Here is a 21,488-nt window from a genome sequence, read left to right on the forward strand (position 1 = left end):
ATGCCGGCGCGGGCGAATCCCGCTCGCGGACGAGCGGCGACTACCGCGAGCGCGGTATCTCCCCCGCTTCTGCGGCGTTCGCGGCAGTGCGAGGTGCATCCCTGCGCGGGACGACTGGCGGCGGGGACGGCGCCATGCTGAGGCGACAGTCTCATCTCGACGACGGACCCGGAAATGAGGAGTGGGCAATGAACTCATCAGGAGCCTCGAGGTCGGCCCGGCGGGTGCTCACCGTGACCGCGGCAACCCTGCCCGGCCTGGCCCTGCTCTCCGCGCCGGCCGCCGCGCACGTGTCCGCCCAGCCGGCCGCCGGTGTCACCGACCTGAGCGCGGGGCGGCTCGGCGCCATCGCGGCCGCCTCGCTGGCGCTGACGGGCGCGATCCTCGGCGGGCTGGCCGTGGCCCGCCCCGCCGGCCGGCTCGGCACCGGCCGGCTCGGGGTGACCGCGGCGCTGACGGCGGGGCTGAGCGGCATGGCGCTCGGTGCGCTGGTGGCCGTCACGGCCGACGGGGGCATCGGCACCGGGAACGGGCTCGGCGGCGCGATCGTGGCGCTGGCGGTGGGGCTGATCGCCGTGGCGCTCGGCGGGCTGGCCCTGGCCCGGTCCCGCCGTACCGGCCGGCCGGATCTCAGCTGAGCCCGGGCGCCCTCGTCCCGATGAGCGCGGCCACGCCTTGAAGCAGCCGGTCGAGCCCGAAGGCGTAGGCGTGCTCGGGATTGTGCGCGGCGTGGTGCGCCTGCCCGGCCGCCTCGCCGACCCGCGCCGCGACCGGGAACCGTTCGGGATCGAAGACCTCCGCGAACAGCGGCTGGACGCGGTCCCACCACTGCTGGTCGCTGATGCCGGAGCGGCGGACGGCCCGGTCGGCCTCGATCCTGCGGCGGGCGACTCCCTCGACGTGGGTGTGCACGAGAGTGATGACGGCGTCCATCTCGACGTCGGTGAGGCCGATGCCGTCGATCACGCTGAGCTCCCGCTCGTATTTGGCGATCGAGTGCGGGCCCAGCGGTGGGCGACCGGTGAACACCTGCAGCACCCACGGGTGGCGCATGTAGAGGTCCCAGCTCACCTCCGCGACCCGGCGCAGGCCGTCCTCCCAGGGCAGGTCGGCGCGCGGGCCGAGGCGCCGGACCGCCTCCTCGTATACCCGGTCGAGCATGACCTCGACCAGTTCCTCGCGGGAGGCGATGTAGGTGTAGAGCGACATCGTGCCCACGCCCAGCGACTCCGCGACCCGGCGCATGGACAGGGCGGCGAGGTCCTGGTCGCCGTCGGCGATCTCGACCGCGGCGGCGACCACCCGTTCCGTGGTCAGGGTGTGCCGGGGCCCGCGCCGCGGTAGCTGCCGGATGCCCCACAGCGTGGCGATCGTGCGCGCCGGATCGCCACTCCCGGTGATCTCCGTCTCGGCCATGGATCTCATCCTAACGATTTCTCTCCGTACGGCCTACGAAGTCTCGTGTTACCCTTCTCCGTATGGCATACGGAGAAGGCTGGGCGATCCAGGCCACCGGGATACACAAGCGCTACGGCGACAAGATGGCGCTCGACGGGTTCGACCTGAGCGTCCGGGCGGGCACGGTGTGCGGCCTGCTCGGGCCGAACGGCGCCGGGAAGACCACGGCCGTGCGGATCCTGACCACGCTGCTGCGCCCGGACGCCGGCCAGGCGTACGTCGACGGCCGCGACGCGCTCGCCGACCCGCGGACGGTGCGCTACCGCATCGGCCTGGTCGGGCAGAACGCGTCGGTGGACGAGATCCTCAGCGGCCGGCAGAACCTCGTCATGTTCGCCAAGCTCTACCACCTGCCGACGGCGCAGGCCCGCCGCCGGGCGGACGAACTGCTCGAACGCTTCGACCTGACCGAGGCCGCCAACCGGTCCGTCGCCGAATACTCCGGCGGGATGCGCCGCCGGCTCGACCTGGCCACCAGCCTGCTCCTGGCCCCGCCGGTGCTGTTCCTCGACGAGCCGACCACCGGGCTGGACCCGCGGGCCCGCATCGACGTCTGGACCTCGATCAGGTCACTCGTCGGGTCCGGCACCACGGTCCTGCTGACGACGCAGTACCTGGAGGAGGCCGACCAGCTCGCCGACCGGATCGCCGTCATCGACGCCGGCCGGGTCGTCGCCGAGGGCACCCCCGACGAGCTCAAGGCGAAGGTCGGCCCCGACCGCGTCGAGACCGTCACCCGCAAACCCACCCTGGACGAGGTCTTCCTCCACCTCACCGGCCGCCCCGCCACCAGGACCACCGAGCAGATCACGGAGCCGGCATCATGACGACCCTCGCCCCAGCCGCCCCCCGGCCCGCAGACAGCCTGCGCGACACCGCAACCCTGACCGGGCGGATCCTGCGGCACTGGCGGCGCCGCCCGGTGTCGATCCTGCTCGGACTGCTGTTCCCCGTGCTGATGGTGCTCATGTTCGGCTATCTCTTCGGCGGCGCCATGGCCGTACCGGACGGCGACTACATGGACTTCCTCATCCCCGGCATGCTGGCGATGACCATGCTGTTCGGGCTGGAGGCCATGGTCGTCGCCGTCACCACCGACACCGCCAAGGGCGTCACCGAACGCATCCGGGCCATGCCGGTCACCACCACCGCCATCCTCGCCGGCCGCAGCACGGCCGACCTGCTCAACGCCGTCGTCGGCATCGCCGTCATGGTGCTGACCGGGCTCCTCGTCGGCTGGACGGCGCACCGCGGCCTCCCGCTGACGCTGGCGGCCCTCGGGCTGCTGGTGTGGCTGCGGTTCGCCTTCACCTGGATCGGCATCTACCTCGGGCTGCTGCTCAGGACCCCGGAGTCCGCCGTCTCCGTGCAGGTCCTCGTCTGGCCGGTCGGCTTCCTCTCCAGCGCCTTCGTCTCGCCCGAGACGATGCCCGGCTGGCTCGGCACCATCGCGGCGTGGAATCCGCTGTCCGCCACCGCCACCGCGATCCGGTACCTGTTCGGCAATCCCGACTGGAACGCGCAAGACTGGCCCACCGAGCACTCGGTGGCCCTCGCCCTGATCTGGCCGGCGCTGCTCACGGCGATCTTCCTCCCGCTCGCCGCCCGGCAGTACCGCGCCCTGAGCCGCTGACACGCTGAGGTGGCCGCGTTCGAACCCGTCGTGGATGTCGGCGAGCAGAGGCGCGGAGCTCCGCCGCGGACTTGGCGCGCACCAGGTGGCCGAGGCAGTCGGTTTCTCATCGGCCAACAGGCCCGGGCCGCTGGGTGACCGTCTGCTTCAGGTGGTGGCCGCGGAGATCCGGTCGCGCAGGCGATCGATGTCGACAGGTTCATCGGTTCTGACCGGGAACGTGCGGCCGACGCCGAGGGGCTCCGCCTCCGCGGCCCACCGCGGCCACGAATCGGTGAGCCGGCGGTCGTCCTCGTGCAGCGGCGCCCGCCGTCGTCGCCGGTACCGGTCGAGGGCGAGGTCCGCCGGCACGTCGCACCAGATCTCCACGGTCGGCGGCGTTCCGCACCGGTCGAGCCCCGCCGTGACGAAGCCGAGGTCCCGCGGCCTGAACTTCGGATGTCCGGAAGGGGTCTGCGCAGCGTGACGGCGCCGCGTCAGCCGTGCCGGTGGCGGTATCCGCCCGGCTTGTGCCGGTAGTACGGCGGCGACAGGGCGGCCATGGCGATCAACATGCTGAGTATCAGCAGCGTGCCGAGCAGGATGTCGACAAGCATGGCGGGACCTCCCCGGGTGCCGTTGAACGGCGCTTGCGGGTCCCGGGCGGCGAGGCCGTCAGGACCCCTCCCTCCAATGGTCACGCTACGTGTCGGGCCGCGTCAACCGTTTTCGATTGGTTCCCCGCACCTGCTGGCCCTGACCCACCCGCGAGGCCTACCCTGCCCGGTGAGGGGAGTACCTCCGGCGGGAGCGTCGCGGTCATCACGGGCACCCCTGAGTGTCCCCGTGCGCTCGCCCGCCGATCTACGGCGGGTGAGGGAGACCTCGGACGATTCCATCGGCCCGAGGAGCGTCCCGTGTCGCCCGGTTTCTTCGTCGCCAACCCGCTGCCGTCGGTGGCGTCGCCACAGCTCTGGATCATCACGATCGCGGCCCTGCTGGTTCTGCTCTCCCTCGACTTCGTCATCACCCGGCGCCCGCACGACGTGCTGATCCGCGAGGCGGTCGCCTGGTCCGTGTTCTATCTGGCGCTGCCGGCCCTCTTCGGCCTGATCCTGTGGCGGGTGTACGGCAGCACGCCGTCGGTCTCGTTCTACACCGGCTACGTCGTGGAGAAGTCCCTGTCGGTGGACAACCTGTTCGTGTTCATGCTGCTGCTCGCCGCCTTCGCGGTGCCGTCGGCGCTGTCGCAGCGGGTCCTGCTCTACGGCATCGTCGGCGCCCTGGTGCTGCGCGCGGTGTTCATCGCGGCCGGCGCGGCCGTGCTGCAGACCGGCACCTGGGCGTTCCTGCTGTTCGGTGCGGTGCTGTTCGGCACGGCGGTCAAGGTGTTGCGCGACGCCCGGCACGGCGAGAAGCCCCGGGTCGACATCGACCGGATGCGCAGCGTACGCATGCTTCGCCGGATCATGCCGGTCGAGGGCGAATATCACGGGACCCGCCTGACCGTGCGGCGGCACGGCCGGCGGGCGCTGACGCCCATGGCCATGGTGGTCGTCGCGGTGTTCATGACCGACGTGGTGTTCGCCGTCGACTCGGTGCCCGCCGTGTACGGCGTGACCGACGACCCGTACCTGGTCTTCGTCACCAACGCCTTCGCCCTGCTCGGCCTCCGGGCGCTGTACTTCGTGCTGCGCAACGTCCTCGACCGGCTGCGCCATCTCAACTACGGCCTCGCCGTCATCCTCGGCTTCATCGGCGCCAAGCTGGTCCTGCACTGGGCACACGGCGTTTGGGCCCGGGTGCCCGACGTGCCGACCGCGCTCTCGCTGAGCGTCATCCTCGCGACCCTGGCGGCGGTGACGGTCACCAGCCTCGTGGCCGATCGCAGGGAGAGGGCCGCCGAGTCGGTCCCGGGTGGACGGTCGAGCGTGCTGTCCACCCGGGATTGACCCCGCGGCCCTCGGGGTCAGACGAAGTCGAACATCGGCGGGAAGGCCAGGACGACGACCCAGGCCCAGGCGGCGAAGACCGGGAGGTAGCCGGTCTGCCAGCGCTCGAGGGTGGCGAACGACGTGCGGCGGCGGATGAGCTGCAGCAGTACCCACGCCGCACCGGCGAGGTTGGCCAGCAGGATCATGTTCTCGCCGAGCGCCGCCGCCTTGTTGGGCGTGGTGCCGAACTCGGAGATGCGCCCGGTGATCTCCAGCAACACCAGCACGTCGACGGCCAGCGCGCTCACCACGAGCGCGAGCTGGAGTTTGTCGAACAGGCCGGGCGGTGCCAGCGGATCGCGGGCCGAGATGGAGTAGAGCAGCAATCCCAGCACGACGACCAGCAGCAGGTTGAAGAGGATCAGCGCTTCGCGCTCGACGTCGATGCCCGTGCTGGTCACGACGACGGCGACGAGGAAGGCGATCAGGACCGCCGTGAACAGCGGCGTGAACAGCCGCGTGAGCACCGGTGCGATGTTCTCGACCACGCTCTGCTTGGCCTCGACGAGCCAGCCGGCCACGACGACCGCGGCGACCGCGCCGCAGGGAAGCAGCCACTCCGAGATGAACACCTCGGAGTCGATGCCGATCGCCTTGAAGGTGCCGGCCGTGAACGCGGTGAGGACCAGGCCGCCGAGGGCGATGAGGACGAAGTAGACGAACCATTCGCCGGTGAAGCGGATGAAGTCCATGCGTCTGCGCGACGAGCGCCATTCGTCGGCCACGTAGGCCAGGCCGACCACGAACCACAGCGCGATGGGCAGATGAATGCTGGTGATCACCAGCGACTGCGACGTGTCGTCCAGCGGGTACGCGTTGGCCGCCACCGCCCCGAGCACGAACAGGCCGACCAGCACCCCGATGAGCTGGGGCCGGACCTGACGGCGCCAGGCGAGGAAGCCCGCCAGCCAGGTCAGCGCGAACAGGCTGAAGTTCCGCGCGTAGAACGAGGAGTCCTGGTCGAAGTCCATCCCGAACAGCGCCGGCAGCTTGATGGACACGGCCGCGCCGGCCGCGCAGGCGACCGTGGTCCACAGGTCCCGCCGCGACCGCCGGTCGTCGGCCGTTCCGCCCTCCGCGCCGGTCAGGACCAGCTGCTTCCACAGCCGTTCGGAGTGTTCGCGGGCGAACTCGCGGGACAGTTCGTCGAGGCTGCCCATCCGCTTGACCGCGACCAGGAACGCCTCGTCCGCGCTCAGGCCGGACGCGACGAGCCCGTCGACCGAACCGCGGAGATGGTCTTCGAGCTCGTCGGCGTCGGCGGACTGAAGCTCGCGGCGGCGCTCGACGTACTGCCGCCACTGCGCGAACTGCGCCTCCAGCTCGTCCTGGCCGTTCGCCGCCGTCATGCCCAGGCCTCCAGCACCGTCGCGGGCCGCGGGCCGCGCTCGCCCAGGCCGAGCCAGACGCCCTTGAGCGTGTCCACGATCGTGTCCCACTGGCGGCGCTGCTCGGCCAGCTCGGCCAGGCCCTTGCCGGTGATGCGGTAGTACTTGCGGCGGCGCTCGCCGGTGACCGTCTCCCAGTTCGACTCCACGTGCCCGAGGCGCTCCAGCCGGTGCAGCAACGGGTACAACAGGCCCTCGGTCCAGTCCAGCTCACCGCCGGACAGCTCGTTGATCCGTTTGAGGATGGCGTAGCCGTAGCTCGCCTCCTCGGCCAGGATGCCCAACACCATCGGCACCGCCGACGCGGCTACCAGGTCCTTCGCGACCTTCATCGACATCACCCGCTCGTACCCTAGAAGTGCAATGCATAATACTGGAAGGTATTCCACCGGGGCAACGTCCGATCAAGGCCATGGACGGCGGGTGCTTGGATGATCGGCATGACCGTGCACGATCTGCTTCCGCGCCTGCCCTCGCCCGCCGTCCTGCGGGAACGCTGCCGCTCATTCGCCGTCCTGGACGCCACGTTCCAGTCGCGGTATCCGCGGCACGTCTTCGACCATCGGTGGGCGCCCGACGGCACGTCCCTCGCCCGCATGGACACCGGCGGCGGGGACCTCTATGCCATCGTCTTCGCCCCGGCCGGCACCTTCCTGTACGGCTTCGACCACGAAAGCCCGGCGACGCCGTGGCGCGACGAGCCCCGGGCGCACTGGCCGGGCCTGCTGGACGGGCTGCCGGAGTCGCTGGCGCACTTCACCCGCGAGCCGTCGTTCCTGTGCGAGGACTTCTTCGACGCGACGGTCTGCGCCTGGTACGAAAAAGGCGACTCCGCCTGGCGCTGCGGCCCGGTCGACTTCAGCGATCCCGCATGCGCGGACACCTCCGACCCCGACGGCGCCGAGCACGTGTTCGAGCTGCTCGCCGACGGCTCCGCCGGGGCGTACACCGAATATGTCTCCTGGTATTTCGGGAAGGAGACCGACGAGGAGGCGGTAGCGGCGATCCTCGCCGGCCGACCCCTGACCCCGGAGCTCGTCGCCGCCGTCAACGGCCCGGCCGACTACCCCGCCGTCGCGGCGGCCGCCGCCGGCATGGGATACCCGGTCGCACCGGCATAGCCCCGCCCCGTCGGCGGGTAATCTGCTGCATCATGGTGGCTCGATTCGCGCAGTGGACCCTCGACGTACGCGACGTCGAACGCATGGCCGCGTTCTGGTCGGCGGCGCTCGGCTATCGCATCGAGCGGGGCGAGGACGGCAACGCACACCTCCGCCCGCCGGACGGCGGGCTCAGCGTCTGGCTGCAGCGCACCGAGGCGCCCAAGGCCGGCAAGAACCGCAATCATCCCGATCTGGTTGCCGCCGACGGCGCCGTCGAGGCAGAGGTGGCGCGGCTGCTGACGCTGGGCGCGACGCTCGCGGACGTCGGGCAGAAGGGCGACGAGGGCTTCACCGTGCTGGCCGATCCCGAAGGCAACGAGTTCTGCCTGCTGCACCGTCGATGATCCCGGCGGCGTCCGGGTAAACAGCGTCGCATCCCCTCCACCATGCCGCCGGAGCAGGTCGAGGAGTTCGGCACTCTGACCTGCGTCCCGGAGGGAGAACCCGGGCCGAAGTCATGCCGCGGCGGAGGTTTCCGCACGCCCGTTTCGAGGAACTCATCCGATCATGGCGAGAATTTCGGTGGTGACGGGTGCCAGCGGCGGCATCGGCCGGGCGACCGCCCGCGCGCTGGCCGCGCGGGGCGACGCGGTGGCCCTGCTCGCCCGCGGCGAGGACGGCCTGGCGGGCGCGGCCGAGGACGTACGGGCGAGAGGCGGCACACCGCTGCCGATCGAGGTGGACGTGGCCGACTTCGGCGCGGTCGACGCCGCCGCGGAGCGGATCGAGAAGGAGCTCGGCCCGATCGACCTCTGGGTCAACGACGCGTTCAGCTCGGTCTTCGCGCCGTTCACCGAGATCGGCATGGACGAGTTCCGGCGCACCACCGAGGTCAGCTACCTCGGCTACGTGCACGGCACCAAGGCCGCCCTCACCCGCATGCTGCCCCGCGACCGCGGCGTGATCGTGCAGGTCGGGTCGGCGCTGGCCTACCGCGGCATCCCGCTGCAGAGCGCGTACTGCGGCGCCGATCTACCAGCCCGAGGTCGCGGCGCAGGCGGTGCTGCACGCCGCCGACCATCCGCGGCGCCGCGAGTACTGGGTCGGCGGTTCGACCGCGGCGACGCTGCTGGCGAACGCCGTCGCGCCCGGGATCCTGGACCGTTACCTGGCCCGCACCGGCTACCGGGGCCAGCAGACCGACCGCCGCCGCGACCCGGACCAGCCGGCCAACCTGTGGCGGCCGGCGGACGCCCGGACCGGCCGGGATGCGGGCGCGCACGGCGACTTCGACGCACAGGCCCGGCCCCGCAGCGCGCAGCTGTGGGCCTCGCAGCATCACGGCGCGGTCGCGGCGGGCGCCGCGGCCCTGCTCGCCGGCGCCGGCTGGGCCCTGGCGAGAAGGCGCTGACCAGGTCAGGTGCGGGCGGGTTGGCGGTCGGCCGCCGCGTCCTCGGCGGCCGCCGGTTCGACGGGTACCGGACGGCGCCCCCGCAGCCGGTCGATCAGCAGCAGGATCGCGCCCAGCCCCGCGAAGATCAGGCCGAGCTGCACGAACTGGCCGGCCACCCACCCGTACCCGTCGGAGGTGGGGTCCAGGAAGAAGTAGGGGTAGCGGTCGGAGACCGTCGGGACCGCGAGCGCGCGCAGCACCGAGGCCACGCCGTAGCCGAGCGGGAACAGGATCCACAGCCAGAGATCGCGCCACGGCGACACCCGGCGCGGCCCGAACGCGATCCAGTCGATCAGCACCAGCGTCGGCACGACGTAGTGCACCAGGAAGCGCGACCAGTTGGTGACCTGCTCCGCCGGGTCGCCGACCCAGAGGCCCGGCAGCGGGTTCGCGCCGTTCTCGAGCAGGACGTGCGAGACCAGGCCGGTGATGAGGATCCAGAGGGTGACCGCGCCGCGCAGCCGCGGCGCGGCCGGCTCGACGGTGTTGCGCCGGACCATCCAGTACACCACGCCGCCGAAATAGCCCAGCGTGATCAGGTTGCTCTGCGTCGTGTAGTAGGCGATGCGGTACTGGTCGGCGAGGAGCCCGACCAGCCCCGACCCGACGATAAGCACGCGCAGCCACAACTGCGGCCGGAGCCAGACCCTCACCATGGGCAGGAACCGTACAGCGCAACCCCGGATCCGGCTATGAGCAGGCCGCCTTCAGTTCGGTGACGGCCGCCTTCAGCTTCGCCTTGCTCGGCTTTCCCTCGGGGTCCTTCTGCTGCGCCGCGTCCAGGTCCGACATCGCGGTCGACACCCGGTCGGCGGCGGCCTGTACCCGCTCGTCGGTGCCGCCGATAGAGTCGGCGGACATCTGGGCGGAGCCGGCCAGGTACGCAGCGCCGACGGCGAAGTGACCGGCCGGCGGGCCGATCTTCTCGGCCTTGGCCACGTTCGCGGCGGTCTCCTTCACGGCGTCGAGCAGGTTCTCGCAGACCTTCTTCGTGGTGGCATCGAGGCCGACACTCGACGGGCTCGGCGCGGCCGGGGACGGCGCACCGGCCGCCGCGCTGGGAGCCTGGGCGGCGGCCGCCGGCGGGTCCTCCTCGGGGGTGCAGCCGGACATGACGGCCACCGCCATGACGGACGAGACAACAACCCCTGAACGAAAACGCCGCACCGTGAATCCCCCATGCTCTGCCGTGTAGGCGTGGGAACGTACCAAGAGGCGACGGGTGTCCCGGCGTCAGGGCGGCGATCCCGCCCGCACCGGTGCCGGCCGGCCGAGCAGGAGGTCTGCGGCAGCGTGTGCGCGCTCACGTCGGCGGCGACGCGCGTTCCCGAGTCGACACCCGGGGCCGAGCTCCCGCGCCGTGATCAGGTGACGTTCGCGGCGCCGCCTCCACAGCCGTTCGCTCTTCAGCACGGTGTCCCTTCACAACAAATTCTTGCAGTTCACTGCAACAACTTTTCGTCGCCGGAACCTGGTCGGGCTGACGCATCGACCACCTTGAGCCTTATTGCCCGTTAACATTCACGACTCTTGATGGTAGCTTCTTGGAAACATTGCAAGGTCTTGCACCGCTCGCGGCCGGCAGATGGGCCCACCCGCCGGCTTCCTCGTATCAACCCGTCCCCCACGAGGAGGTCTTCGCAATGCATCCCCGCTTGCGCCTGATGGCCGTCACGATGCTCGTCGGTACGACCGCGGTCCTGTCCGCCGGCGTCGTCACCGCACCGCCGGCCCGAGCCGCGATCGACGCACAGTCCCTTGGCGCGCGCCACAACGCCGCCGCCGGCACCATCACCTTCCGGGTCCACTCGGCGGCGGCCACCCGGATCGCGGCCTACCTCTACAGCGCCGCAACCGGCGCGCAGGAGAAGGCCAGCTACGTGCTGACCGAGAACAGCGACACCTTCGCCGCGACGATCAGCGTGGCCGACCTCGCCGCGCACGGCATCACCGGAACGGTCTACTACGGATACCGCGCCTGGGGCCCGAACTGGCCCTACGACGGTGCCTGGACGAAGGGCTCGACGGCCGGATTCCGCTCCGACGTCGACTCCGCCGGCAACCGGTTCAACCCCAACAAGCTCCTGATCGACCCGTACGCGAGGGAGATCAGCCACGACCCGCGTACCCCGGCCCGGCCTGACATGAGCGGCTACCGCTCCGGCGCCAACCGCGCGATCGACACCGGCACGTTCGCGCCCAAGGGCATCGTCCTGACCCCGGCGACCGGCGGATCCGGCACCAAACCCACCCGGGCGTTCAAGGACGACATCGTGTACGAGGTGCACCTGCGCGGTCTGACCAGGAACGACACCACGATCGCGGCGGCGTACCGGGGCACCTACCGCGGCGCCGGGCTCAAGGCGGTCTACCTCGCGTCGCTGGGGGTGACCGCGGTGGAGTTCCTGCCGGTTCAGGAGACACAGAACGACACCCACGACGTCGACCCCACGAGCACCGCCGGCGACAACTACTGGGGTTACATGACCCTCAACTACTTCGCCCCCGACCGCCGCTACGCCTACGACAAGTCACCCGGCGGGCCGACCGCCGAGTTCCAGGCCATGGTGAAGGCGTACCACGACGCCGGTATCAAGGTCCTCGTCGACGTCGTGTACAACCACACCGCCGAGGAGGGGCCACAGGGCGACAAGAACACCTACAACCTGTTCTCGTGGCGCGGCCTGGACAACCCCACCTACTACTCGCTGACCGCCGACCGGCAGAGCCCCTGGGACAACACCGGCGTCGGCGGCAACTACAACACCGCCAACCCGGTCGCGCAGAACCTCATCGTCGACTCCGTCGCCTACTGGAAGAACACGCTCGGCGTCGACGGGTTCCGGTTCGACCTGGCGTCCATCCTCGGCAATACCTGCCAGCACGGATGCTTCAACTACAACCGCACCAACGGCGGCACCGCCCTCAACCGCCTCGTCGCCGAGATGCCCGCCCGGCCGGCCGGCGGCGGTTCCGGCGTCGACTGGATCGCCGAACCGTGGGCCATCGGCGGCAACAGCTACCAGGTCGGCAACTTCCCGGCCGGGTGGTCGGAGTGGAACGGCATCTACCGCGACACCGTGCGCCGCGACCAGAACAAGCTGGGCGTCGACGCGGTCACCCCGGGCGACCTCGCCAACCGCTTCGCCGGCTCGTCCGACCTGTACGGCGACGACGGCCGGCGGCCGTGGAACTCGGTCAACTTCGTCGTCGCACACGACGGGTTCACCCTGAAGGACCTCTACTCCTGCAACGCCAAGAACAACGACCAGCCCTGGCCGTACGGGCCGTCCGACGGCGGCTCCGACGACAACATCTCGTGGGACCAGGGCGGGGTCGCCGCCGACCAGCGCAAGGCCGCCCGCAACGGCCAGGCTTTGCTCATGCTGTCGGCCGGCACGCCGATGATGACCGGCGGCGACGAGCACCTGCGCGGCGTCAAGTGCAACAACAACCCGTACAACCTCGACTCGAGCGCCAACTGGCTCGGCTGGGCGCCCGGCACCGACCAGGCGAACTTCGCCACCTTCACCAGCCGGCTGCTCGCGTTCCGCAAGGCGCACCCCGCCCTGCGCCCGGTGAACTTCTACACCGCCGCCGACACCAACGGAAACGGGCTCGGCCAGCTCGTCTGGTTCACCCCGGCGGGCACGACACCGGACGCCGCGTACTGGGCCGACGCGAACAACCACGCGCTGGCCTGGCGCATCGACGGCAGCGAGTTCGGCGACCCCGCGCCGGGGATCTACGTCGCCTACAACGGCTGGTCCTCGGATGTCACCTTCACCCTGCCGGCACCGCCCGCCGGCCGGCAGTGGTACCGGGTCACCGACACCTCCACGTGGGCGGAGGGGCCCGGCCAGGTGGCCACCCCCGGCGGCGAAACCCTCATCGGCGGCGCCTCCGCCACGTACGGGCTGCGCGCACGGGGCCTGCTCCTGCTCGTCGCCAAGTAGACATCGACGCCGGGAAGGGGTGCGCTCCCCTTCCCGGCTCACTCCGGCGTTGCGGGCGGCGCCTCGCCACGCACCGACCGCAGCAGCAGCTCGGACACGTCGGTGACCCGTACCTCCTCCGCCGCCTTGCCCTGCTGCTTGCGGGTGGCGACGCCGTCGGTGAGCATGCTGATGCAGAACGGGCACGCCGCGGCCACCACGCTCGCCCCGGTCTCCAGTGCCTGGTCGGTGCGGGTCTCGTTGATGCGGGTGCCGATCGGCTCCTCCATCCACATCCGGGCGCCGCCCGCACCGCAGCAGAACGACGTCTCCCGGCTGCGTTCCATCTCGGTGAACCGCAGGCCGGGCACGCTGCCCAGCAGTTCCCGCGGCGGCTCGAAGACGCGGTTGTGCCGCCCGAGGTAGCAGGGGTCGTGGTACGTGACCGCGGTGTCGACGTCGTGCGCCGGGCGCAGCCGGCCGTCGGCCACCAGCCGGGAGAGCAGCTGGGTGTGGTGCACGACCTCGTAGTCGCCGCCGAGCTGTGGGTACTCGTTGCCGATCGCGTTGAAGCAGTGCGCGCAGGTCACCACGATCTTTCGCGCCCCGACGGCATTGAACGTCTCGACGTTCTGCCGCGCCAGCTCCTGGAACAGCATCTCCTGGCCCATGCGGCGGGCGGCGTCGCCCGTGCACGTCTCGCCGCTGCCGAGCACCATGAACTCGACCTCGGCCTCGTGCAACAGCTGCGCGACCGCGCGGGTGGTGCGCTTGGCGTTCTCGTCCAGCGCCCCCGCGCAGCCGACCCAGAAGAGGTACTCCACGTCGTCCGGCAACCGCTCCTCGCCGGCGGCGCCGAAGACGCGTACCTCGAACGGCAGCCCGGCCGTCCACTCCAGCCGCGCCTTCGCGCCGCGGCCCCACGGGTCGCCGGCCCGCTCGAGGTTGCGCAGCAGGACGTTGGCCTCCTTCGGGAACTGCGACTCGATGAGCACCTGGTAGCGCCGCATGTCGACGATGTGGTCGACGTGCTCGATGTCGACGGGGCACTGCTCGACGCACGCGCCGCAGGTCACACAGGACCACAGCACGTCGGGGTCGATGACGCCGCCGGCCTCCGCCGTCCCGACGAGGGGACGGCCCGCCTCCGCGAGAACGTCCCGGGGCAGCTTGTCGCGCTGCTCGTCCGACGAGGCGAGCAGGTACGGTGCCTTCGCCAGGGCGTGGTCGCGCAGGCTCATGATGACCAGCTTGGGGTTGAGCGGCTTGTCGGTGTGCCAGGCCGGGCACTGCGACTGGCACCGGCCGCACTCGGTACAGGACCCGAAGTCCAGCATGCCCTTCCAGGTGAAGTCCTCGATCGCGCCCCGGCCGATCTTGTCGTCCTCGTCCGGGTCCTCGAAGTCCACCGGCGCGCCGCCCGAGTGCACCGGCAGCAGCGCGCCCAGCCCCCGGGGACGACGGGAGAACAGCACGTTGAGCGGCGCGAGCCCGATGTGCAGGTGCTTGGAGTACACGACGAGGACGAGGAAGGCGAGCACGACGCCGAGCGAGGCGAGCAGGCCGACCGTCTCCAGTACCTCGTTGGCGGCCTCCCCGGCCGGCTCCAGCAGCCGCGCGACCGCCTCCGAGGCGAACGCGCCGTACTCGAAGGGGAAGTTGCCGGTGTTGATCTGCGCGCCGCGGCAGAGCAGCAGCGTCCACATCACGTTGAAGATCATGAAAAGCACGAGCCAGGCCGCGCCGAGGTGTGAGCCGAAGAACCGGGACCGGCGGCCATCGCGCCGCGGGCTGTGGAGCAGGCGGATCGCCGCGAAGGCGACGAGTGCGACGAGCACCGCCACGATGCTGAGGTCCTCGAGGAAGCCCAACCAGGCCTGCGTGCCGATGATCGGGATGTGGAAGTCCGGGTCGAACAGCGCGCCGTAGCCCTCCACGATCGTCGCGCCGAGGATGAGGAAACCCCAGAACACCGCGAAGTGCGCGAGGCCGGGCCCGCTCCACTTCAGCAGCTTCCGCTGGCCGAGCACCTCGGTCACGATCGCCACCAGGCGGGTGCCCAGGTCCCCGGTGCGCTCTGGCTCCGCCGGCTGCCCGCTGCGGGCAAGCCGGGCCAGGGCGAGGATCCGCCGCCCGGCCAGCCCGAACGCGACCGCGGTCAGCATGAGCCCGAGCACCAGTCGTAGCGTCACATCGTCTCCTCGCCGTGGCTGATCATCGGGTGGCCCTGCGTCTTCTGATCTCGGCGAGCAACTCGGGCACCACCCGGTGCACGTCGCCGACCACGCCGAGGTCGGCGAGGTCGAAGATGGGTGCGGTCGGGTTCCGGTCGATCGCCACGATCGTCTCCGCGTGCTGCATGGCGGCCCGGTGGCGTACCGAACCGGAGATGCCGAGCGCCAGGTACAGGCGGGGATGGATGATCGTGCCCAGCTGGTCGATCTGGTCGCGCCGGTCGCACCAGCCGAGCTCGGTCGCGGTGTGCGACCCGCCGACGGTGCCGCGCAGCGCCTCGGCGAGCGCGCCGACCAGTCCGAACGACCGCTGCGAGCCCAGGCCGCGGCCACCGGCGACGACGATGGCCGCCGTGGCCAGGTCCGGGTGGAGCCCGGCGCCGGCCGGCCGGCGCGCGATCCGGCGCACGGCGCGAACGCCGGGCGGGAAACCGATGTCGACCCGCTCGACGACCGGCTCCACCGGCGCGGCCACCGGCGCGACGGCATCGGTGCGCACGGTGAACACCGGCGTGCCGCGGGTCACGCTGGACTCCACGCGGTATGCGCCGAGCAGCGCCGACTGGACGGCGACCGGCCCGCCGGCGTCCAGTCGGACGTCGACGGCGTCGCTGACGAGGCCGGAGCCCAGGCGGGCGGCCAGCCGGGCGGCGACCTCCTGGCCGAGCCGGTGTGAGGCGACGAGGACGGCCACGGGTGCCGTCCGGCGCGCGAGGTGAGCCAGCAGCTCGACGCGGGCCGCGGCGGGATGCTCGTCGAGCTCGGTGCGGGAGCTGGTCGCGACCGTGGTGGCGCCGAACCGGCCCAGCCGCGCGACACCGGCCGCGTCCGCCGGCGTGCACAGGACCGCCATCGGCGGGCCGAGCCGGCGGGCCAGGGTCAGCAGCGCGCAGGTGGAGCGGCACACGCTCCGGTCGGTCGCGGTGTGGTCCGCGAGCACCAGCACCGGTCTCATGGCCCTCCTCACGGGTTGTGAAACGCCTACAGGAACTGGTGGGCCGCCAGGAAGTCCGCCACCCGGATGGCCGCGACCTCGGGTGCGTCGGCCAGCACCACGTGTTCCGCGCCGCCCGGCCGTGCGGTGACGGTGCGCACGACGGTGGTGGCGACACCGGCGTCGCCGTCGGCGAGGCCGAGGTCGGCCAGCGACCAGGTCCGGAGCAGCTTGTGGTGTGCGTCGAGAGTCGCCGCCAACGTGGGCCGCCGGGGCTCGCCGCAACGCTCGGTGACCGAGACCACGGCCGGCAGCGCGACGGCGAACGCCTGCAGGCCCGCGCCGTCGTCGCGCCCGATCTCGACCTTGTGCTCCCGGACCCGCAGGAGGTCGGCGAAGCAGAGCACCGGCACCCCGAGCAGCTCCGCGACCATGGCCGGCACCGCCGACATGCCGGAGTCCGACGACGCGGACCCGGACAGCACGAGGTCGAACCCGAGCCGGCCCACGGCGGCGGCGAGCACCCGCGCGGTGCCGAGCGCGTCGCTGCCGTGCAACCGGTCGTCGAGGACGTGCACCGCCTCGTCGGCGCCGAGGATCAGCGCCTTGCGCAGCGCCCCGACGGCCTCGGCCGGACCCATCGTCACCGCGGTGATCTGCACGTCGCGCCGCCGTAGCGCGATCTGCAGCGCCTGGTCGACCGCGTATTCGTCGGGCTCGTTGAGCTGACCGCGCCGAGCGGCGCGGTCCAGGGTGTGGTCAGCACCGAAGCCCATGCCCCGCAGCGCGCAGGGCACATGTTTGACCAGGACCACGACTCTCATCAGGACCAGCCTCCGCCCGCTCAAGAGCACGACGCTGCCGAGAGCGTACCGGCCAAACATTGATCAACATAGATTTTCCGCCGACCGTCCGGCGGGATCCGTCCTTCCCCGGCGGTCCTCCGTCCGGCCGGGCGGCGACGCCGGAATACCCGGTGGCGATCGTCGTCCACACTCAACACACTGAGCACCTGCACGAGTAGCGCAGCCGCCACGCGCCCCGGTCTCAGGAGGACGATGGACACACCGCGTGCGTTGCCGGCACCCTGGCTCGGTCGGACGCCGGACATCGACGTCGAGGCCCTGCTCCGGCAGCTCGAGGCCGAACAGGACCTCCCCGACCGGCGGGACCTCGCCACCGTGCTGCGGTACGCCGGCGGCCGGCTCGCCGACGCCGACTCGAAGATCCTCTTCGAACGGCTCCCCGAGCATCTGCTGCGCGCCCAGCTCGTGCTGGACATCGCCATCGAGTGGCGGATGCCGGCCGTCGAACGGTGGGCCGTGGCCTGGCTGGAGGCGACCGGCCGGCCCTACCTGCGGACCCGCTGGTCCTCCCGGTCGCGCGACGGGCGCGAGCGCCGGGACCGGCGCTCACCGGCGGGCGACGTCACCGCCGTCGCCCGGCACGGGGAGAACGCGGTCTTCGGCACCGCGCGGGGAGCGGTCGCCTCCTGGACGGTCGACGGTGAGATCCGGAAGCTGGCCACCATGCCCGGCGACGTCCAGGTGCTCGCCCTGGCCTCGGACGGCACCCGGGTGGTGGCCGTCGGCGAGCACGGCGCCCTGACCACGGCGGACTGGCCCGGCGGACCGTCCTCACCGGAGCGGCGCGCACACCTGGTCGCCGTCGCCGTCGCCGGCGGGTCGGTGTGCTGCGGCGCCGAGGACGGGCGGGTCTACCGGTGGCGGCCCGGCGCCGGCTGGGCGGCCCCGATGGAGGGCCACGGCACCGGCCGGGTGGTCGCCGTGACCCTGCGGGCCGGCGTCGCGGCGGTGGTGTGGGAGGACGGCTCGGTCGCGGCGCTCGACGACCGGATGCGGTGGATTCCGCAGGCCCCGCTGGACGGGCCCGTCTCGGTCGCCGCCTGGGACGACCGCGGCGAGCGGCTCGCACACGTGCTGGCGGGTCAGCGGACGATCCGGGTCGACGACGAGCGGGTCTGGGCACACGACGGCGTACGCCTGCTCGCCTGGTCCATGGACGGGCGGCTGGCCTCCGGCGGGCGAGGCCACCGGATCGCGATCGGCCCGCCCCGGCCCGGTACCGTTCCCGACCTGCTCGGCGCCGAGGAGCGCACCGACGTCATGGTCTTCACCGGACGGTCGTCGCTGGTCACGGCGCATCGCGATCATCTGGTGCAGTGGGATCTCGCGCTCTCCGGCAGCGACGACCCGGCGCTGGTGGACGACCCGGTCACCGCGGTCGGCGTACACGACGACGATCCCGGCGGTGCGGCGGTCGGCACCGCGGACGGCCGGTTGATCGTCCACCGCGGGGACGGCACCACGCCGGCGAGGGACGAGGCGACCGCGCCCATGGGCGTCAACCGGATCGTCGCGCACGGCCGGGGCTGGCTGGTCGCCAGCAACAGCGGCGCGTACGAATGGGTGCCGGGCGCGGAGCCGCGGCGGCTGGCGCCCGGCCTGTGCAACGCCGTCGCCGCCTGGCGCGGAAGCGTGGTGTACGCCGGCGAGAGCGACGTCTACTTCGCCAGGCGGGGCCGGGTGACGCGGATGAACGCGATCGTCGCGGATGTCCGCGCCGCACCGGACGGCACGCTTGTGGTACAGGACGTGGCGGGCAACCTGCGGATCCTCGCCGGCGACCGGGTCACGGACGTCAGTGCGGGTGCCGACGACCTGATCGCCGCCGTTCCCGGCGGCGCGCTGACCCTGCGGCGGGACCCGGGCGAGCCGGAGATCCGCGAATGGCCCGGGCCGCGCCGGCGGCTGCGCCTGGCCGCCCTTCCCCGCCAGCTGGTGCCGCTGAGCTCCGGCGAGTTCGCCGGCGCCTACGAGCGGGGCACCGCGGTGATCGGACCCGGCCCGGACGGCTCCGTCGTCGTCGCCGCCACGCTGGCCGCGTCGCAATGGGTGGCGGCGCACGGCGACCACCTCGTGGCCGCAGACGGGGTCCGGCGCACCGGCTACGACCTGCGCCGGCCCGGCCCCGGCACGGGCGACGGCCGGGTGCGGCTGACGGTCGGCGCGGACGACCGCGGGTGCGTGGTCCGGGTGGGCGACGGCGACCCGGTCCGGCTCGACCCGGCGGTGCTGCGCGAGCTGTACGAGCGGTCCGGCGACGAGACGCTGCGCGCCCAGTCCGAGGCGGCCGACCTCGCCGGGATCCTGGGCGACGCCCTGTGGTCCGGAGGCCTCGGCCCCGAGGTGGACCGGGCCCGCGGCGACGACCCCGAGCGTCCGGTCCGGCTCGACCTTGAGCTCACCGCGGCGACACCGGCCTGGCTCGCCGGCGCGGACATCGCGGACCTGCCGTGGGAGCTGCTGCACCGCCGGTGGGCGCCGCTGCCGTGGTTCGCCGAGCCACCGACCACCGTGGTACGCGTGGTGCCGCACGAGGCGCCGCCCCGGCCGGCCCCGGCGGCGCCGAGCCTGCTGGTGATGCGCGACGGCGACCGGGCCCTCGATCCGGTCGACGCGGCATACGAGGAGATCCGGCGGCGCACCCGCTCCACCACGATCCGGCTCGTCCGCGGCGCACCGGTCCGCTACCCCGACGACGCCGGCGCCGACGTGGTGCACCTGTGGGCGCACGCCCGGCCCGACGGCGTGCGGCTCGACGGCGTACTGCACGCCAACGACGAGGTCGCGGACACCCTGGCCGCCAAGGGCGCCCGGTTCGTGGTGCTCGTCGGGTGCTCCTCCGCGACGCTCGCCCGGCTGCTGGTCACCCGGGGAGTCGACGCGGTGGTCGGGATGCGCACGAAGGTATACAACCGAACTGTCGTACCCCTCGTGGAGGGTCTGACCACGGCCGTGCTGCGGGGCGAGCCGGTGGACCGGGCGTTCGCCGCCGCCCTGCGCCAGTACGTCCTCACCGGACAGCCGGGCGCCGCGGCCGTCCCGGTGCTCTACCTGCGTGCCGGCTCGTCCGGCGTGATCTTCCGAGGAGAAGGGGAAAAGTGACCGAACACCTCACCTTCCACGAGTCGTTCGACTCGACCCGGTGCACCGCCGACGACTCCGCGCAGCACCCCAACCTCACCCAGGGCCAGATCGAGGCGGTGGTCAGCCTGCTGCTCGGGCGGTCGCTGTCGGTAAACAACACGTACGGCCTGGACTCCCGCACCTTCCTGGAGCTGGCCGACGTGGTGCTCGGCACCCGCGCCGAGGTGCTCGCCGCGACCGAGGATCCGGGCGCCCGCGAGGAGCTGTCCGCCGCCCGGCCGTTCGTGCTGCACCGGTTCCGGCAGCCCACCTTCCTGAGTGCCTGCATCGATCAGTTCAGGCGCACCCGGGACCGGTACGGCACGGGCCTGTTCCGGCTCTCCGCCTGGAGCCGGATCAACGAGGACACGACGGCACGCGACGAGCTCGCCGGCCTGCTGGAACGCATCGAGAACGGCGCCGCCGCCCGCGACGTCCCCGGTTGGCTGGTGGAGATCGACCCCGCACTGGGCCGGCGCTTCGAGACCGTGATGCGGCTGGACTCGTTCTTCGACCTGCCGGGCGCCGACCGGGAGGCCCGGATTCCGCAGATCCCGGAGCAGGGCTACGTCGAGCACGTGCTCGCGGTGGCGGACGGCGACGGCGCCCGGTACCGCGCCATCGCGGCGTCGCACGGCTGCCCGGCGGAGCTCGCCGACGCGGTCCTGAGCGGCGTGCGGGAGCGGGTGGCCGAGGCCGGGGTCGAGGGGGTCCGCCGGGCCTGGGTGCACGACTTCGTCGCCGCCACCGACCCGGACGACCCCGCGCTGTTCGCGCGCCAGCAGCTGCAGGAGTTCCAGGACACGCTCTACAACGCCGTGATGGCCGACTCGGCGTACGCGCAGTTCGACTACATGTCGTCGACGCCGCGCACCGACGGGCGCGACGAGCTGAAGCACGTCAACGCACTCGCCCTCGGCATCGTCCGGGACCGGCTCCGCCGCGACGGCGACGCCGCCGAGGACGCGGAACGGGTGGCCGACCGGATGGGCGGCCTGCTGTCCGCCGCGTCCGTGCTGCCGCATGTCCCGCGGAACTCGCTCGCCACGGTGTTCCGGGCGTACTGGGAGCTGCAGGCGGACGAGGACCGGCTCCCGGTGTGGCGGGCGTCCACCCGGCAGCTGCACCAGATCCTCGGGGCGCCGGCCCGCAGCGACAGCCGCCTGCGGACGGCCTGGGCCGCGCACCTGCGGCTGCTGACCGACATGCTGCCCGACATCGTCGACGCCGACGACATCGAGCTGCGCCTGGCCACCGACGACGCCGGCGGGTACGTGCAGAACCAGCGGCTCGGGCCGCTCGGTCCGGACGAGCTGGACCGGTCGATCTCCTCGGGCGAGCACCTGGCGAAGGACTTCCTGCGGGATCTCGCCCGGCCCGCGCGCTGA

At 72.2% G+C, this 21,488-nt stretch carries 18 protein-coding genes and 1 pseudogene; 10 read left to right on the plus strand and 9 right to left on the minus strand.

The window, feature by feature from the left end:
* The first annotated feature begins 188 nt into the window (after positions 1 to 188).
* The gene (locus tag AB0B58_RS32190) at positions 189 to 638 is read left to right on the plus strand and encodes a DUF6223 family protein (RefSeq protein ID WP_360231284.1); all 450 of its coding nucleotides are present in this window, start codon (positions 189 to 191) and stop codon (positions 636 to 638) included.
* Here the strand turns inward: AB0B58_RS32190 and AB0B58_RS32195 are convergent.
* Positions 631 to 1,416, minus strand: a complete 786-nt coding sequence (locus tag AB0B58_RS32195; RefSeq protein ID WP_360231287.1) for a TetR/AcrR family transcriptional regulator — start codon at positions 1,414 to 1,416, stop codon at positions 631 to 633. The two genes, AB0B58_RS32190 and AB0B58_RS32195, sit on opposite strands and share 8 nt — an antisense overlap.
* 62 nt (positions 1,417 to 1,478) lie before the next feature.
* Here AB0B58_RS32195 and AB0B58_RS32200 point away from each other — a divergent pair, with 62 nt between their 5' ends.
* Together AB0B58_RS32200 and AB0B58_RS32205 are read left to right on the plus strand one after the other, a co-directional pair.
* Complete coding sequence (locus tag AB0B58_RS32200; RefSeq protein ID WP_360231291.1) at positions 1,479 to 2,285, plus strand: ATP-binding cassette domain-containing protein; 807 nt, start codon at positions 1,479 to 1,481, stop codon at positions 2,283 to 2,285.
* A complete protein-coding gene (locus AB0B58_RS32205; protein ID WP_360231294.1) occupies positions 2,282 to 3,091 on the plus strand; it encodes an ABC transporter permease in 810 nt (269 codons plus the stop codon). The genes AB0B58_RS32200 and AB0B58_RS32205 overlap by 4 nt, the downstream gene beginning before the upstream one ends.
* A gap of 147 nt (positions 3,092 to 3,238) precedes the next feature.
* Here AB0B58_RS32205 and AB0B58_RS32210 read toward each other — a convergent pair whose 3' ends face one another.
* Complete coding sequence (locus AB0B58_RS32210) at positions 3,239 to 3,460, minus strand: hypothetical protein (RefSeq protein ID WP_360231297.1); 222 nt, start codon at positions 3,458 to 3,460, stop codon at positions 3,239 to 3,241.
* A gap of 527 nt (positions 3,461 to 3,987) precedes the next feature.
* Here AB0B58_RS32210 and AB0B58_RS32215 point away from each other — a divergent pair.
* Positions 3,988 to 5,022, plus strand: a complete 1,035-nt coding sequence (locus AB0B58_RS32215) for a TerC/Alx family metal homeostasis membrane protein (RefSeq protein WP_360231300.1) — start codon at positions 3,988 to 3,990, stop codon at positions 5,020 to 5,022.
* 17 nt (positions 5,023 to 5,039) lie between these two features.
* On the opposite strand, the gene AB0B58_RS32220 is transcribed toward AB0B58_RS32215, so the two are convergent.
* Together AB0B58_RS32220 and AB0B58_RS32225 are read right to left on the minus strand one after the other, a co-directional pair.
* Positions 5,040 to 6,413 (minus strand): permease prefix domain 1-containing protein, encoded by a 1,374-nt coding sequence (locus AB0B58_RS32220; RefSeq protein ID WP_360231304.1) that lies wholly within the window; start codon positions 6,411 to 6,413, stop codon positions 5,040 to 5,042.
* Positions 6,410 to 6,784, minus strand: coding sequence for a PadR family transcriptional regulator (locus AB0B58_RS32225; protein WP_360231307.1), 375 nt, complete (start codon positions 6,782 to 6,784; stop codon positions 6,410 to 6,412). The genes AB0B58_RS32220 and AB0B58_RS32225 overlap by 4 nt, the downstream gene beginning before the upstream one ends.
* A 108-nt stretch (positions 6,785 to 6,892) precedes the next feature.
* Here AB0B58_RS32225 and AB0B58_RS32230 point away from each other — a divergent pair, with 108 nt between their 5' ends.
* The 3 genes and pseudogenes from AB0B58_RS32230 (at position 6,893) to AB0B58_RS32240 (ending at position 8,966) form a co-directional block, all read left to right on the plus strand.
* Positions 6,893 to 7,573, plus strand: a complete 681-nt coding sequence (locus AB0B58_RS32230) for a hypothetical protein (RefSeq protein WP_360231310.1) — start codon at positions 6,893 to 6,895, stop codon at positions 7,571 to 7,573.
* Between the two features lie 32 nt (positions 7,574 to 7,605).
* Positions 7,606 to 7,959 carry a VOC family protein gene (locus AB0B58_RS32235; protein WP_360231313.1) on the plus strand — a complete coding sequence of 118 codons (354 nt, stop codon included), beginning with the start codon at positions 7,606 to 7,608 and terminating at the stop codon, positions 7,957 to 7,959.
* 163 nt (positions 7,960 to 8,122) lie between these two features.
* A pseudogene (locus AB0B58_RS32240) lies at positions 8,123 to 8,966 on the plus strand (SDR family NAD(P)-dependent oxidoreductase).
* A 5-nt stretch (positions 8,967 to 8,971) separates the two neighbouring features.
* On the opposite strand, the gene AB0B58_RS32245 reads toward AB0B58_RS32240, so the two are convergent.
* Together AB0B58_RS32245 and AB0B58_RS32250 are read right to left on the minus strand one after the other, a co-directional pair.
* Positions 8,972 to 9,664: a Pr6Pr family membrane protein gene (locus tag AB0B58_RS32245; RefSeq protein ID WP_360231316.1), complete on the minus strand. Its 693-nt coding sequence runs from the start codon at positions 9,662 to 9,664 to the stop codon at positions 8,972 to 8,974.
* 34 nt (positions 9,665 to 9,698) lie between these two features.
* Positions 9,699 to 10,121 (minus strand): hypothetical protein, encoded by a 423-nt coding sequence (locus AB0B58_RS32250; protein WP_360231319.1) that lies wholly within the window; start codon positions 10,119 to 10,121, stop codon positions 9,699 to 9,701.
* Positions 10,122 to 10,651: 530 nt separating this feature from the next.
* Here AB0B58_RS32250 and AB0B58_RS32255 point away from each other — a divergent pair.
* Positions 10,652 to 12,964, plus strand: a complete 2,313-nt coding sequence (locus AB0B58_RS32255) for an isoamylase (RefSeq protein WP_360231321.1) — start codon at positions 10,652 to 10,654, stop codon at positions 12,962 to 12,964.
* A 38-nt stretch (positions 12,965 to 13,002) separates the two neighbouring features.
* Here the strand turns inward: AB0B58_RS32255 and AB0B58_RS32260 are convergent, their stop codons facing one another.
* From AB0B58_RS32260 to AB0B58_RS32270, 3 genes are read right to left on the minus strand one after another with little or no spacing between them, the layout of a single operon-like run.
* Complete coding sequence (locus tag AB0B58_RS32260; protein WP_360231452.1) at positions 13,003 to 15,108, minus strand: heterodisulfide reductase-related iron-sulfur binding cluster; 2,106 nt, start codon at positions 15,106 to 15,108, stop codon at positions 13,003 to 13,005.
* A gap of 49 nt (positions 15,109 to 15,157) precedes the next feature.
* Positions 15,158 to 16,132: an electron transfer flavoprotein subunit alpha/FixB family protein gene (locus tag AB0B58_RS32265; protein ID WP_360231324.1), complete on the minus strand. Its 975-nt coding sequence runs from the start codon at positions 16,130 to 16,132 to the stop codon at positions 15,158 to 15,160.
* Positions 16,133 to 16,158: 26 nt separating this feature from the next.
* On the minus strand, positions 16,159 to 16,935 hold the full coding sequence (locus AB0B58_RS32270; RefSeq protein ID WP_360231327.1) for an electron transfer flavoprotein subunit beta/FixA family protein: 777 nt from the start codon (positions 16,933 to 16,935) through the stop codon (positions 16,159 to 16,161).
* Positions 16,936 to 17,169: 234 nt separating this feature from the next.
* Between AB0B58_RS32270 and AB0B58_RS32275 the strand changes: the two genes are divergently transcribed.
* Entirely contained in the window at positions 17,170 to 20,079 is a 2,910-nt protein-coding gene (locus tag AB0B58_RS32275) for a CHAT domain-containing protein (protein WP_360231330.1), read from the plus strand.
* Positions 20,076 to 21,488 (plus strand): hypothetical protein, encoded by a 1,413-nt coding sequence (locus AB0B58_RS32280; RefSeq protein WP_360231333.1) that lies wholly within the window; start codon positions 20,076 to 20,078, stop codon positions 21,486 to 21,488. The genes AB0B58_RS32275 and AB0B58_RS32280 overlap by 4 nt, the downstream gene beginning before the upstream one ends.

This window comes from Actinoplanes sp. NPDC049118, from assembly GCF_040648555.1.
In the GTDB taxonomy this organism is placed as follows: Bacteria; Actinomycetota; Actinomycetes; order Mycobacteriales; family Micromonosporaceae; genus Actinoplanes.

Coding starts and splice junctions, on each gene's coding strand:
- AB0B58_RS32270 (WP_360231327.1), bottom strand. CDS start 16,935: ATGAGAGTCGTGGTCCTGGTCAAACATGTGCCCTGCGCGCTGCGGGGC.
- AB0B58_RS32200 (WP_360231291.1), top strand. CDS start 1,479: ATGGCATACGGAGAAGGCTGGGCGATCCAGGCCACCGGGATACACAAG.
- AB0B58_RS32190 (WP_360231284.1), top strand. CDS start 189: ATGAACTCATCAGGAGCCTCGAGGTCGGCCCGGCGGGTGCTCACCGTG.
- AB0B58_RS32195 (WP_360231287.1), bottom strand. CDS start 1,416: ATGGCCGAGACGGAGATCACCGGGAGTGGCGATCCGGCGCGCACGATC.
- AB0B58_RS32265 (WP_360231324.1), bottom strand. CDS start 16,132: ATGAGACCGGTGCTGGTGCTCGCGGACCACACCGCGACCGACCGGAGC.
- AB0B58_RS32275 (WP_360231330.1), top strand. CDS start 17,170: ATGGACACACCGCGTGCGTTGCCGGCACCCTGGCTCGGTCGGACGCCG.
- AB0B58_RS32245 (WP_360231316.1), bottom strand. CDS start 9,664: ATGGTGAGGGTCTGGCTCCGGCCGCAGTTGTGGCTGCGCGTGCTTATC.
- AB0B58_RS32255 (WP_360231321.1), top strand. CDS start 10,652: ATGCATCCCCGCTTGCGCCTGATGGCCGTCACGATGCTCGTCGGTACG.
- AB0B58_RS32250 (WP_360231319.1), bottom strand. CDS start 10,121: ATGTCCGGCTGCACCCCCGAGGAGGACCCGCCGGCGGCCGCCGCCCAG.
- AB0B58_RS32225 (WP_360231307.1), bottom strand. CDS start 6,784: ATGAAGGTCGCGAAGGACCTGGTAGCCGCGTCGGCGGTGCCGATGGTG.
- AB0B58_RS32205 (WP_360231294.1), top strand. CDS start 2,282: ATGACGACCCTCGCCCCAGCCGCCCCCCGGCCCGCAGACAGCCTGCGC.
- AB0B58_RS32260 (WP_360231452.1), bottom strand. CDS start 15,108: ATGCTGACCGCGGTCGCGTTCGGGCTGGCCGGGCGGCGGATCCTCGCC.
- AB0B58_RS32230 (WP_360231310.1), top strand. CDS start 6,893: ATGACCGTGCACGATCTGCTTCCGCGCCTGCCCTCGCCCGCCGTCCTG.
- AB0B58_RS32220 (WP_360231304.1), bottom strand. CDS start 6,413: ATGACGGCGGCGAACGGCCAGGACGAGCTGGAGGCGCAGTTCGCGCAG.
- AB0B58_RS32235 (WP_360231313.1), top strand. CDS start 7,606: ATGGTGGCTCGATTCGCGCAGTGGACCCTCGACGTACGCGACGTCGAA.